Origin of the sequence: Pseudomonas faucium (assembly GCF_021602585.1) — a bacterium.
Classification (GTDB): Bacteria; Pseudomonadota; Gammaproteobacteria; order Pseudomonadales; family Pseudomonadaceae; genus Aquipseudomonas; species Aquipseudomonas faucium.
Genome location: NZ_BQIP01000018.1, coordinates 94884 through 109302, shown reverse-complemented (window position 1 = coordinate 109302; position 14419 = coordinate 94884). Strand labels below are relative to the sequence as shown.

Here is a 14419-nt window from a genome sequence, read left to right as displayed (position 1 = left end):
GCCGAAGCCGGCAAAGCTGGTTAGACTCGCGGGTTAACCGGTGAGCGCAGCGGCAGACAAACCAGGCTTCGGCCGCCACACTGATCCATGGACTTTTTCGCTCGGGCGTTTTCAGATGATTCAAGCAGCCTCGATGGACCAACGCAGCTTTCGCAAGCTGTTGAGCCGCAACATAGGCCTGCCGCTAGGGTTGGGCCTGCTCGGAGCCGTAGCCTTCGTCGCGGTGATCAACTACTTGCTGTCGGCCATGCAATGGGTCGAGCACACCGACCGGGTCATCGGCAATGCCAATGAAACGGTCAAGCTTTCTATCGACATGGAAACCGGCATGCGCGGCTTCCTGATCACCGGCGACGAGCGCTTCCTCGACCCCTACGAGGTAGCCAAGCCGAAAATCCTCGGCAGCCTGCAGAGCTTGCGCGGCATGGTCGAAGACAATGCGCAGCAGGTCGACCGCATCGATCGCCTGATCGCCTTGCAGCAAGCCTGGAACGACTTTGGCGGCGAGATGATCGCCCAGCGTCGCAAGGGCGGCGATTACCGCGAGGCCGTCGGCAATGGCCGCGGCAAGCGCATCACCGACGAAATCCGCAAGGAATTCGACGACCTGGTCGGCACCGAACAGCAACTGCGCATGGCCCGCAATGAAAAGGTCAGCAGCGTCACGGTAACCGCCATCACCGCCTTCGTGCTGTTCATCGTCGGCCTCAGCGGCTTGCTCGCCTACCTCGGCCGGCGCGACCTGATGGCCTTGTCCAGCAGCTACGATGACAACCTCAAGGCCCAGCAACGCTCGGCCGAGCGCCTGGAACACCAGGCCTGGCTGCGCAACGGCCAGACCCAGCTGGCCGAGCAGGTGCTGGGGCAACTGACCCTGCCCATGCTCGGCGACAACATCCTGCGTTTCTTCGCCAGCTACCTGGGCAGCGTGGTCGGCGCGCTGTACGTGCGCGACGGCCATGGCCGCCTGGTGCGCGTGGCCAGCTATGGCCTGGATGCCGAGCAGCAAGCCCGCGAGCAGGTGCTGGCCAGCCACGACGGCCTGCTGGCCCAGGCCGTGCGCGAAGGGCGCCTGCTGCGCCTGGATGACCTGCCCGAAGACTACTACCACTTCAGCTCCGGGCTGGGCAGCGGCCTGCCGCGCAGCGCGCTGCTGATGCCGGCCAGCGACGATGGCCAGATCAACGGGGTGATCGAGCTGGGCTTCCTGCGCCCCTTGCAGGAGCGCGATGACGAGCTGATGGAGCGGGTTGGCGGCAACCTCGGCATGTCCATCGAAAGCGCCCGCTACCGCCAGCGCCTGCAGGAAGTGCTGGCCGAAACCCAGCAACTGAACGAAGAGCTGCAGGTGCAGCAGGAAGAGCTCAAGACCGCCAACGAAGAGCTCGAAGAGCAGTCGCGGGTGCTCAAGGAGTCCCAGGCGCACCTGGAAACCCAGCAGGCCGAGCTCGAGCAGACCAACGAGCAGTTGTCCGAGCGCACCGATGCGCTGGACCGCAAGAACGACGAACTGAGCCAGGCCCAGCAAGAGCTGCAGGCCCGCGCCGACGACCTGCAGCGCTCGAGCAAGTACAAGTCCGAGTTCCTCGCCAACATGTCCCACGAGCTGCGCACGCCGCTCAACAGCTCGCTGATCCTGGCCAAGCTGCTGGCCGAGAACGGCGAGGGCAACCTCAGCGGCGAGCAGGTCAAGTTCGCCGAATCGATCTATTCGGCCGGCAACGACCTGCTGAACCTGATCAACGACATCCTCGACATCGCCAAGGTCGAGGCCGGCAAGCTCGAAGTGCGCCCCGAGACCACCCAGCTGGAGCGCCTGGTCGAGGGCCTGCGCGGCATGTTCGTGCCGCTGGCCGAGCACAAGGGCCTGCGTTTCGAGGTCAAGAGCGAAGGGCAGGTGCCGGCCACGCTGTTCACCGACCGCCAGCGCCTGGAGCAGATCCTCAAGAACCTGCTGTCCAACGCCATCAAGTTCACCGACCACGGCCAGGTCAGCCTGGCCATCAGCTACCAGGCCGGCACCGGCATCGTCTTTGCCGTGCGCGATTCCGGCATCGGCATCGCCGCCGACCAGCAGCAGGCGATCTTCGGCGCCTTCCACCAGGTCGATGGCAGCAGCAACCGCCGCTACGGCGGCACCGGCCTTGGCCTGTCGATTTCCCGCGACCTGGCGCACCTTCTGGGCGGGCAGATCACCGTTGACAGCAGCCCCGGCCAGGGCAGCGTGTTCAGCCTGATCCTGCCCGAGCGCTACGAGGCCGAGGCCGAGGAGTTCGAGGCGCTGAGCCTGCGCCCGGCGGTCGATACCCTGCCACCGGCACCCAAGGTGGCAGTGCCGTCGGCGCCCAAGCTGTCGCCGCTGGCCTTTGCCGACGACCGTGAGCGCGCGCCGTTCAGCAACCGCTGCATCCTGGTGATCGAGGACGAGCCGAACTTCGCCCGCATCCTCTTCGACCTGGCCCACGAGCTGGGTTACAGCTGCCTGGTGGCCCAGGGCGCCGACGAAGGCTTCGCCCTGGCGGCCCAGTACATCCCCGATGCGATCCTGCTCGACATGCGCCTGCCCGACCATTCCGGCCTCACCGTGCTGCAGCGCCTGAAGGAGCTGGCCGGCACCCGGCACATCCCGGTGCACATCATTTCCGTGGAAGACCGCGTCGAGGCGGCCATGCACATGGGCGCGGTGGGCTACGCGGTCAAGCCGACCAGCCGCGAGCAGCTCAAGGAGGTGTTCGCCCGCCTGGAAGCCAAGCTGACCCAGAAGCTCAAGCACATCCTTCTGGTCGAAGACGACGACCTGCAGCGCGAGAGCATCGCCCGCCTGATCGGCGATGACGATGTCGAGATCACTGCCGTGGCCATGGCCCAGGACGCCCTGGCGCTGTTGCGCGAGAACGTCTACGACTGCATGATCATCGACCTCAAGCTGCCGGACATGCTCGGCAACGAGCTGCTCAAGCGCATGACCGCCGAAGACATCCGCGCCTTCCCGCCGGTGATCGTCTACACCGGCCGCAACCTGACCCGCGAAGAAGAAACCGAGCTGCTCAAGTATTCGCGCTCGATCATCATCAAAGGTGCGCGCTCGCCTGAACGCCTGCTCGACGAAGTGACGTTGTTCCTGCACAAAGTCGAATCGCAGTTGTCCCATGAACGCCAACGCATGCTCAAGACCGCGCGCAGCCGCGACAAGGTGTTCGAGGGCCGCAAGGTGCTGCTGGTGGATGACGATGTGCGCAACATCTTCGCCCTCACCAGTGCCCTGGAGCACAAGGGGGCGATCGTCGAGATCGGCCGCAACGGGCGCGAGGCCATCGAGCGCCTGGAGCAGCATGACGACATCGACCTGGTGTTGATGGACGTGATGATGCCGGAGATGGACGGCTTCGAGGCCACCCGGCTGATCCGCCAGCAGCCGCGCTGGCGCAAGCTGCCGATCATTGCCGTGACCGCCAAGGCGATGAAGGACGACCAGCAGCGTTGCCTGCAGGCTGGCGCCAATGATTACCTGGCCAAACCGATCGACCTGGACCGCTTGTTCTCGTTGATCCGCGTCTGGCTGCCGCAACTGGAGCGAATTTGACTAGCGAACGCAACACCGACATCGAGATCCGCTTGCTGATCGAGGCGATCTACCTCAAGTACAGCTACGATTTCCGCGATTACTCCGGCGCTTCGATCAAACGCCGGATCCTGCATGCCTTGCGCCAGTTCGACTGCCTCACCGTGTCGGGCCTGCAGGAGCGGGTGCTGCACGACCCGGGGATGTTCATGCAGCTGCTGCAGTTCCTGACCATCCCGGTCAGCGAGATGTTTCGCGACCCCAGTCACTTCCTGGCGCTGCGCAACGAGGTGGTGCCACTGCTGCGTACCTGGCCGTCGATCAAGATCTGGATCGCCGGCTGCAGCACTGGCGAGGAGGTGTACTCGATGGCCATCCTGCTGCGCGAAGAGGGCCTGCTGGAGCGCACCATCCTCTATGCCACCGACATCAACCCGCGCTCGCTGGAAAAGGCCAAGCAGGGCATCTATTCGATGCAGAGCATGCGCGAGTACGAGGAGAACTACCGCAGGGCCGGTGGCCGCCGCGACTTCTCCGAGTACTACACGGCCGCTTACGGCAACGCCATCATGGACAGCAGCCTGCGCGACAACGTGACCTTCGCCGACCACAGCCTGGCCACCGACAGCGTGTTTTCCGAAACCCAGCTGGTGTCGTGCCGCAATGTGCTGATCTATTTCAACAAGGCGTTGCAGGACCGGGCGCTGGGGCTGTTCCACGAGTCGCTGTGCCACCGCGGCTTCCTGGTGCTGGGCAGCAAGGAGTCGGTGGATTTCTCCGCTTACGGCGAGCACTTCGAGCCGCTGGTCAAGCCTGAACGGATCTACCGCAAGACATGAACGGCATACGCGCAGTAGTGATCGGCGCCTCGGCGGGCGGTGTCGCGGCCCTGTTGCAGGTGCTTGGCGGCTTGCCGCCTGGCTTTGCCACGCCGGTGTTGTGCGTGCTGCACCTGCCCGACGATCGCCACAGCCAGCTGGCCGAAGTGCTGCAGCGGCGGGTGCAGCGGCCGGTGAGCGAGGCGCATGACAAGCAGGCCATCGCCCCCGGGCGAGTCTACGTGGCCACGCCTGGTTACCACCTGTCGGTGGAGCGCGACTTCAGCCTGTCGCTGAGCCAGGAAGACCCGGTGCATTTCTCCCGCCCGGCGATCGACTTCCTGTTCGTGTCGGCGGCCGATGCGTATGGCGAGGGCCTGCTTGGCATCCTCCTCACCGGGGCCAACGAGGACGGCGCCGCGGGCCTTGCCTACATCAAGAACAGCGGCGGCCGGACCGTGGTCCAGGACCCTCGCGACGCACAGGTGGCGTTGATGCCCGAGGCCGCACTGGCCCTGCACCAGCCCGACCATATACTTTCTCTGAGCGGCATCGAGCAGTTGCTCGCAAACCTGGAATCCAGCGCATGCTAAGCCCCATCACTGCCAAACTGCTGATCGTCGACGACCTGCCGGAAAACCTGCTGGCCCTCGATGCCCTGATCCAGGGTGAAGGCCGCGAGGTGCATCAGGCGCAGTCGGCGGAAGCTGCGCTGTCGCTGTTGCTCGAGCACGAGTTCGCCCTGGCCATCCTCGATGTGCAGATGCCGGGCATGAACGGTTTCGAGCTGGCCGAGCTGATGCGCGGCACGGAAAAGACCCGCAATATCCCGATCGTCTTCGTCACCGCTGCCGGCCGCGAGATGAACTATGCCTTCAAGGGCTACGAAAGCGGCGCGGTGGACTTTCTGCACAAGCCGCTCGAGACCATGGCGGTGAAAAGCAAGGTGTCGGTGTTCGTCGACCTGTACCGCCAGCGCAAGGTCCTCGACCGCCAGTTGCAGGCCCTGGAGCACAGCCGCGAGCAGCAGGCGCAGTTGCTGGCCCAGCTGCAGGTGGCCCAGGGCGAGCTGGAGCGGGCGGTGCGCATGCGCGACGACTTCATGTCGATCGTCTCCCACGAGGTGCGCACGCCGCTCAACGGCCTGATCCTGGAAACCCAGCTGCGCAAGATGCACCTGGCCCGCGGCAACCTCGACGCTTTCGGCGCCGACAAGCTGCAGGCCATGGTCGAGCGCGACGAGCGGCAGATCAACAGCCTGATCCGGCTGATCGAAGACATGCTCGATGTGTCGCGCATCCGCACTGGCAAACTGTCGCTGCGGCCCAAGCTGTTCGACCTGGGCCAGCTGGCCCGTGGCCTGGTGGAGAATTTCACCGCCCAGGCCACGGCGCTGGAAACCTTCATCGAGTTGCAGAGCTGCGAGGCGCTGCAAGGCGAGTGGGACGAGTTTCGGATTGAACAAGTGCTGGCCAACCTGTTGTCCAATGCATTGCGCTATGGCGAACGGCGCCCGGTGCAGGTGCGGGTGTTTGCCCGCGAGGGCATGGCCTGGGTGCAGGTGCAGGACCAGGGCATCGGCATCAGTGCCGCTAACCAGCAGCGGATCTTCCAGCAATTCGAGCGGGTTGCCGCGCATCAGGCCAGCTGTGGCCTGGGCCTGGGGCTGTACATCTCGGAGCAGATCGTCCAGGCCCATGGCGGGCGCATTCTGGTGGAAAGCGAGGAGGGCAAGGGCGCGACGTTCAGCCTGCTCCTGCCGCTGGCGGCACCGGCTGCACAAAACGACCAGGCGCGGGCAACCTCTGCGTAAGCCTGGGGTCAGATGGCCAACTGTATGAATTTCAAGGCGTTGTAGTCATGAGTGAAGATGCACAAGATGTGGTACTGGTGGTCGAGGATGAACCTGCGATCCGCATGATCCTGCGCGACTACCTGGCCGGCGAGGGTTACCACGTGCTGGTGGCCGAAGACGGCGAACAGGCGTTCGCGATCCTGGCGAGCAAGCCGCACCTGGACCTGATGGTCACCGATTTCCGCCTGCCGGGTGGCATTTCCGGGGTGGAGATCGCCGAGCCTGCGGTGAAGTTGCGCCCGGACTTGAAGGTGATCTTCATCAGCGGGTACCCGGCGGAAATCCTCGAATCCGGCAGCCCGATCGCGCGCAAGGCGCCGATCCTGGCCAAACCGTTCGACCTGGATACCTTGCACCAGCAGATTCAAACGCTGTTGCGCTGAACTTGCCGGCCCTGTCGCCGGCAAGGCGGCTGTCACAGGTACTGACCGTATATAGAAAATACTGACTGGAAAGTTGCATAAAACTTACAGGTGGTTTCCAGGGGTTATAGTTCCCGCCTGGCAGATGTACTAGTCGTTTCAGCTGACGCCCTCACGTACTTTCGCTTCGATCGAAGTACGGGCGTCAACTTCATTGGCGCTCCTTTGATGAAATAACGAACTCAGTGTCGAGTTCCTCTTTTCATAGGGTATCGCCATGGCTAGACATTATTCCGAACAGCTTCAATCCCTGATCGATAACGGCAACTGCGCTTCGCTGGCCTGCCTGGGGGAATATTCGCTCGAAGAGCTACGTGAACAATTGGGTGACGAGGCGCACACCACTGACCTTACCGCGTTGCACAATGAAATACGCGGGGCCTGCGACCTTGCACTGATTGAAAAGAAAAACGCCATCATCGGTGCCTCGCCACTGCTACCCAGTGCCATGCAAGACGTCGATGAGCCGCCCATCGAGGCCTTGCCCGAAGCCGCTGCCGCCACGGGGGCCCTCAGCACGCGTGCGCTGCAGGCTCCGGCCGATGAAGTTTGGCGGCAAGATCGCGCCAGGCAGTATTGCAGCCCCGGGGACGTCGGTTCGATGTTCTCCCCGGCTGCCTACCTGACAACGCTGTATCGACAGGCCAGGATGCTGTACCCAGAACAGAACCCCTGGCATATCGACCAACGCCGCCCCGACCTCAAGCAGCTGCTGCTGGGGCAAGAAAACCTGGACACCCCCCTCTCTGCCCTGAGCCTGTCCAACGAAATTCTGCTCAGCCGTGCGCGCCGCGCGCTTGCCGTACCGGGCAGCCCGGAGTCGAGCGACGAGCAGCTGCTGCAGGCGCTGGCAAGCGACGTTGGCACCAGTGGCACGCCGTATCATCTTCAACACAATCGGCTGCGTCAGGTATTGGCCCTGCGCGATGAGGATTTTGCGCGCCTGCACGCGGCGCCGCAGTTTGCCAAGCACCTGGACGATACCGCGCTGGCCTGCCTTCGTCATGACATCCCACCGGCATTGCGCAACTTGCTGACCGATGTGATCGACGCGAGCAACGCCGATGAAAAATTTACCCAGTACTTTCCGGGGGTGACGCCGGAGTCGATGTTGCAACCGGCAAGGCTACGCAGTTGGTTTGGCTTGTCGGATGCGCAGTTGCAAGGGTTCATGGGCGCGTTGGATAACGGGCAGTACGAAGGAAACAGCCTGACCACCCGGGTCGAAAACGAAGTCGTGAAACTGACCCTGAGTGGCCCTTCTTCATTCTTGAATTATGTCCGTCTCTTCCCGCTGGGTAATGGCTCTTGGCAACTGGCGTTCAATCTGAAAGTTAGCCGTGTTGTTCGCTTCGACATCAGCGAGGCGTTTTCCCTGAACATGAGGGCGGCAGACTTCGGGGTCACCGAATTATTACCCAATACTGAATATCGCCAACGTTTCGAATGGAAGGATGTCCCCGCCGCTTTCACGCTCCGCACACAGTGGGTCAAGTCGTCGGCGGGCGGCGGCGGTGGCCATTCCCATCCGTTCAATGCCAGCTATCAGCGCCTGTCGGCAGCGGCCCATGTACTGGCGCTGAACAAGCTCGTTCGCCTGTACAAAGCCACGGGTCTATCCATGGCCCAATTGCAAGACATCCTGCAGAGCGTCGACCCGACAGAGATCACCGACCAAACGCTGGCCGTCATCTACCGCACCGGCCAACTGGTTGCACGTTATGGCATCGACCACCAGCAAGCATTGCTGATGGCCCGGGGGCTGATCTCCGAGGCGGCGGGCAATGGCGAGAAAAGCCAGTTCGACCGCCTGTTCAATGATCCGCCGTTGGTCGAGGGTGGTTTCAGCACCTCCACGACGCTACTTTCCCTGCATCCAAGCCAAGCCAGCGACCATGCCGATATCAAGGCGACACTCAAGCGCGCATGCCAGGTAGATGATGAGGGGCTGTACGAACTGGGCCGGCTCATGAACGGTGGCGCACTGAGCAATATCAGCGTGAAACTGGACCTGTCCCAGTTGTCTGGCATTTATGCGCTGAGTCTGTGGGCGCGGCATCATGGCCTTGCCCCTGGCGAGCTGCGCCAGCTGTTGCAGATGCGCGGTGTCCGCGAGCCGATGCAAGCGCTGAACAGCGATGGCTGGCAACGGCTGTTACAGGAGTTGAATAGCACCTGCGACTGGATGAGGGAACGTGGCTGGACGGTTCAGGACCTGCACCTGATGACCCGCGCCGTCGATACGATCCCGGTCAGTACTGAAATCGTCAATCTGTTGAATGACCTCAAGGGCACCCTGGACGCCGCGCAGCTACCCAGTGATCCGACCGTCGAAGGCCTGATCGACGTGCTCTCGCCACGGCTCATGTCGACGTTCAACTTGAGCAGTGATGCACTCGCCAAGGCCCTGTTGATGTGGGCAAACCTGGTAAAGCCTGGCGAGCTGAGCTTGCAGCAGGCATGTAAAAGCCTGCGAGAGACCGCTGCGTCGGCGAGCCCTGCACGTAACCTGGTCGACTTCGCCTTCGGCCTCGCGCAAATGGCGCTGATTGTGCACGCCTGCGAGGTGAAGGGTGATGTGCTGCGCCTGTTGGTGGAAAAGCCGGCGCTGCTGTCGGCCAGGGCGGCGGACAGTGCCGGCGTTGTTTTGCGCAGGGACGTGCAGACCATCGTCTCGCTCGGCAACTTCAGTGTGTGGCTGACCCGGCTTGCTGACCCAGCGGGTGCTGGCGGTGCCCTGCTGGGAGAAATGGACCGGGGCGTTGCATTGAGTCAGCTTGCGATGGCAGCGGGTGTTCCCTTGCAAGCACTGCAACAAGCAGCCAAGGCGGCACATGACAAGGAGGACCTGCGAGCGGAGGATCGCGTATGCAGCTGGCAAGAGATCGAAGTGCTGCTGCAGTGGGCATCGTTGGCCCAAGCCTATGGTGTGATGCCGGCAACCCTGTCAGCGCTGCTGGCCCTGGATGACGACTGGGGCAAATGGCAGCCAGCGGCGGATGCTTTGCAGGCAAGCCTGACCCCGACGCAGGCAAAAGTGGCGCATGCCGCCACCGAGCGGCCGTTCAGCCTGGCGCTGACGGGCGTGCTCACGGCGCGGGAGAACTTCACCGTGCAAGGGCTCAACCAGCACCTGTTACTGGATGTACTGAACACCGAGCAGGTGATCAGCAGCCGTATCGCCGAAGCCCTGGCGGCCCTGCAGCAGTTCATCCATCGCACCCTGTCCACGCCTGAAGACCCACAAGCTGTGCGCCAGGCCGTGCTGAGCCGCCAGTTCTTCCTCGACTGGACGCGCTGGAACGCCACCTACGCCACCTGGGCGGCAGGGCAGATGCTGATGTACTACCCGGAAAACTACATCGACCCGACACTGCGCCTGGGGCAGACCCAGGCAATGGACGACATGCTGCAGGCCCTGGGCCAGGCGCAGATCAACGACGACACGGTGGGCGACGCCTTCCACGGCTACCTCAGCGCGTTCGAGGAAGTGGCCAACCTCGAGACCATCAGTGCCTATCACGACAGCCGCGAGGCCGATCGAGGCAAGTGCTGGTTCGTCGGGCGTAGCCGTGGTGAGCCTCGCCATTACTGGTGGCGCACGGTGAACGAAGCCAAGCGTGGTGCACAAGGCGTATTCCCGGCCAATGCCTGGAGTGCCTGGAGCAAGATCGAACTGGCGCCGCAGGTGCAGGGGCGGCTGATAAGGCCCGTGGTGTTCAAGGGCAGGCTGCACCTGGGCTGGGTCGAGCGCCAGGAGCAGGTCATCACCCGCAGCAACAACGGGCAGCCGGCGGTACGTGAATGGCGCTGGTCGTTCAAGCTTGCCTGGTTGCGTTACGACGGCAAGTGGAGTGCGCCCATCGACTACCCGCTCAGCGTCGACGCTAACGAGCCAGCGCGCCTGGAACGCCTCTCGCTGTTTCTGTCCGCCTGGCCGGAGCGCGAAGGGCTGTTGATGGGTATCTATGACCGTGTCCAGGGCACTGCCATTGCTGGCCTGCATATCCTTGAGGATTTCAGCGGCAATGCGCTTGCGATCGCCCCCTTCCTTGGGCGGGTTCAGCACTGGTTGGACACGGCTGGGGAAACTGGCACCTGTGCAGTCTTCGACGGCCTGGGGGTTCCTCAGGCCGAACTGCGCATGCCGGTGGCTAGCGGTTCGGCAATCCCTGCGGGCTTTAACAGTTTTGCCGCGCAGCTTCACGATGCCCGGGTTTCAGAGGTCGATGACGCCACCTACAGCCTGTCCTTGCGCACCCAGTTATCGATTCGGGTCCCGCGCCCGGCCGTTGCCAACCAGTGGGTTGCAGCACTGGTCGAGCGCTACCCGGTTCTGGCTACGGCGTCTGTGCAGGGCTTGGTTCGCAGTGGCCACGGTGCCTTCCTGGTGCACAAGGACGCGGGGCATGACTGGGGGTACCTGTGCATCAGCAGCGAGCGCATGAGGGCGCAGTTTGCAGACGCAAGCGCGCTTGCAGGGATAAGCGACGGTGTGAGCAACGCGCTGGATTATCCGTTGCATGAGGTGCCGACTGCTGCTGGCCGCGCGTTCATAGGGCGCTACAGGATAGTGACGGCGAATTATCCGCTGACGGGCCTGCAGGTGCGCTTCTCGACGCGTGGTGCTACCGGCTATGTCCATCGCCCGCCGCTCGGCGTCACTCAGGCATTGGCATACCCAGGTGGGTTCGGGCAGGAAACCATCGCCCCCGGGCAGTATGTCTTCAGCCAGGCCAAGGTGCCTGCCGCGCAAGTGTTCTGCAGAATCTACAGCGTTGACAACAGACGCTACAGAACCGTACACGCCACGCGCGATTACGACCTGGCGACGGGGCAGGCGCTGGTCACCTTCAATACGACGGCCCGGCTCGGCAACGTTGCCGAGTGGGAGGGCGGCAGTGAAGCGCTGCACCGAATCCAATTCCAGTTCGGCAACGGCAACACCCGCTTCTACACCCTCAAGGTGTACAAGGATGGCGATGTTTTCAAGACCGCCATCATCGGCACCACTGGCCAAGGTGCCCAATACCTCGCGCACAGAGGGTACATGATCCGGCTCAACACCCTGTTCGCCCGGGAGCTGACGGTAAGAGCCGTCACCGGTATCGACACCATCCTCAGCCATGACACCCAACAGATTGCCGAGCCTGACCTTGGCGTGCTGGTGCGCCTGACCCTGCCTCCCCACAAGGCGGCCGCGCATGGCGCTGCGCGTTGGGCCAGGGTCTTGTTGGTCACGGCAGCGAACACGCGCACCGAGCTCTGGTTGGGCGAGCTGCGTAACAACGCCGTGGTGCAGGCTGATGTACTGATCGAGTCTGCAGGCGTGTATGGCACCGAACAGGCCTATCACCTGGAGATTCAATACAGCGCCAAGCATTACCAGGCCAGAGAAAACGAGAGCATCGTGATCCACAGCCAGACGCTGCAGGTTCTGCGTGACTCGGATGTTCGCGCCCCGTCTGTCGAGGGTAACAAGCTGTCCAAGGACGCAGTGCTCAGCGTCCAGGCATTCGGCCACAACACCAGCAACCGCATGGATTTCACCGGCGCCAACGCCCTGTATTTCTGGGAGTTGTTCTACTACACGCCCATGCTGGTGATGCAGCGCTTCCTCCAGGAAGAGCGCTTCGATCTGGCCGAGCAGTGGCTCAAGCATGTCTACGACCCGGCAGGTTCCACCCAGGCAGGCAGCGCGCAACGCATGTGGAAGGTACGGCCGCTGGAAGAGAACAGCAGCTGGAACGACGAACCACTGCTGCCGCTGGACCCGGACGCCGTGGCCCAGAACAACCCGGTGCACTACAAGCTCAATGTGTTCATGCGCTTGCTGGACATCTGCATCGGCCGCGGCGACGCCGCCTACCGCAAACTGCAGCGCGACACCCTCAGCGAAGCCAGCATCTGGTACCAGCGCGCCTTGAGCCTGCTGGGTGATGCACCCTGGACACCGCCGAACAGCACCTGGGTCGAACCCATGCTCGGCCAGGCCGCAGCCGCCGACGCTAGCAGCCAGTTCCTGCCCGAGGTCAACCGGGTGATGCTCGATTACTGGGAGGGGCTGCGCATCCGCCAGTACAACCTGCGCCACAACCTGACCCTCGATGGCCAGCCGCTGAACCTGCCGCTGTATGCGACCCCCGCCGACCCCAAGGCGCTGCTGGCGGCAGAAATCGCAGCACAGGCCGGTGGCGAGCGTGGGCTGCCCCAGGTAAATGATGTGCCAGCGCTGCGCTTTAGCGTCCTGCTCGAAGGTGCCCGCAGCATGGCGGCCCAGCTCATGCAGTTCGGCAGCACCCTGCAAGGGATTCTCGAACACCAGGATGCCGAGGCCCTGGCTGGCCTGCTGGCCAGCCAGGGGGCGGAGTTGGCCGACAGCAACGTCGGCCTGTACAAGCAGACGCTAAAGGAATTGGCCGCCGAACGCGCCACCCTGGAAAGCTCGCTGGCTGCGGCAACGCTCAGCCGTGACTACTACCTGGGGCTTTACCAAGGCAATATCAGCGACCGGGAAAACCAGGCGCTGAAGCTGCAAACCGCCTCTGGCGTGGCATCGGCGGGGGAAGCCGTGGCCATGGCCGGCTCGGCGGTCGTTGCCGCGTTCCCCAACATCTTTGGTCTTGCCAACGGTGGCCAAAAGCCCGAAGAAGCGCTCAAGGCGGTGGCCTACGGTTTATCCACGCAGTCCAAAATGCTGGGTATCGCCGCAACCCGTATCACCCAGGAAGAAATCTATGCACGCCGTCGTGCCGACTGGAAGTTCCAGTACCAATCGGCGCAAAAGCAGATGGCAACCGTCGAGGCGCAACTGCAGGCCCTGACCGTGCGCGAAACCTCCGCGCAGATGCAGGTGGCGCACCTGCAGACCCAGGCCGCGCATGCCCAGGCCCAGCTGGCCCTGTACCAGGGCAAGTTCACCGGCAAGGCCATGTACAGCTGGCTGCGCGCGCGCCTGGCGAGCATTTTCTACACCTACTACGACCTTGCGGTGTCGCGCTGCCTGATGGCGCAGAAGGCCCTGCAATGGGAAAAAGGTGACAACGCCACCTACCTGCGCACCGGCACCTGGAACAGCGCCTGGGCGGGCCTGCTGTGTGGCGAAGGGCTGATGCTGGCGCTCGGGCAGATGGAGTCGGCCTGGACCAAGTGGCACAAGCGCGAGCTGGAGGTCACCCGCACGGTGTCGCTGGCCAAGCTCTTCGAAGGCAAGCTCAAGGTGGGGACTGAAGCTGTCGGCCTGGGCGCTGCGGTCAAGGCGATCGTTGCCGGCCACAGCGTGCAGGCCGAGGCCGGCAGCCTGGCGCTGGCGGCGGGCGAGGTGCTGTCGATCCAGTTCGACCTCAAGGCCTTGAACCTGGCTGCAGGCTTCGAAACCGCTGCGGCGCGGCGCATACGCAGCATCGCGGTATCGCTGCCGGCACTGCTTGGGCCTTACCAGGATGTGCATGCGCGGTTGCTGACCAACGCCCAAGGCCTGCCCGTCGGCTGCGAGCAGTGCAGCATCTCGCATGCGGTGCAGGACACCGGCCAGTTCAGCCAGCTCAACGGTTACCCGTTCATGCGCCAGGGCGCGCAGTTGCTGCCGTTCGAAGGGCTGCACATTGCCAAGGCCGATGACCCTGCCGACCAGACCACGCTGACGTTGAACTTCGCCCAGGCCAAGGGTGAGCAACGGGCGCTGCTGGAGCGGCTGAGCGACATCATCCTGCACGTGCAATTCACCGTGCGCTGACGGCCCTTGCGAAGGCACTGCGGTGCC

At 63.4% G+C, this 14419-nt stretch carries 6 protein-coding genes; all 6 read left to right on the top strand.

Going from position 1 to position 14419, the window contains the following annotated elements; genetic code table 11:
* The first annotated feature begins 115 nt into the window (after positions 1 to 115).
* The 6 genes from L6D75_RS19845 (at position 116) to L6D75_RS19820 (ending at position 14392) form a co-directional block, all read left to right on the top strand.
* A complete protein-coding gene (locus L6D75_RS19845; protein WP_176511933.1) occupies positions 116 to 3583 on the top strand; it encodes a response regulator in 3468 nt (1155 codons plus the stop codon).
* Positions 3580 to 4401, top strand: a complete 822-nt coding sequence (locus L6D75_RS19840; protein ID WP_176511934.1) for a CheR family methyltransferase — start codon at positions 3580 to 3582, stop codon at positions 4399 to 4401. The genes L6D75_RS19845 and L6D75_RS19840 overlap by 4 nt, the downstream gene beginning before the upstream one ends.
* Positions 4398 to 4973: a chemotaxis protein CheB gene (locus L6D75_RS19835; RefSeq protein ID WP_176511935.1), complete on the top strand. Its 576-nt coding sequence runs from the start codon at positions 4398 to 4400 to the stop codon at positions 4971 to 4973. The genes L6D75_RS19840 and L6D75_RS19835 overlap by 4 nt, the downstream gene beginning before the upstream one ends.
* On the top strand, positions 4967 to 6193 hold the full coding sequence (locus tag L6D75_RS19830; RefSeq protein ID WP_176511936.1) for a hybrid sensor histidine kinase/response regulator: 1227 nt from the start codon (positions 4967 to 4969) through the stop codon (positions 6191 to 6193). The genes L6D75_RS19835 and L6D75_RS19830 overlap by 7 nt, the downstream gene beginning before the upstream one ends.
* 47 nt (positions 6194 to 6240) lie before the next feature.
* Complete coding sequence (locus tag L6D75_RS19825; protein ID WP_176511937.1) at positions 6241 to 6618, top strand: response regulator; 378 nt, start codon at positions 6241 to 6243, stop codon at positions 6616 to 6618.
* 256 nt (positions 6619 to 6874) lie between these two features.
* A complete protein-coding gene (locus tag L6D75_RS19820) occupies positions 6875 to 14392 on the top strand; it encodes a Tc toxin subunit A-related protein (RefSeq protein ID WP_176511938.1) in 7518 nt (2505 codons plus the stop codon).
* The last annotated feature ends 27 nt before the right edge of the window (positions 14393 to 14419 follow it).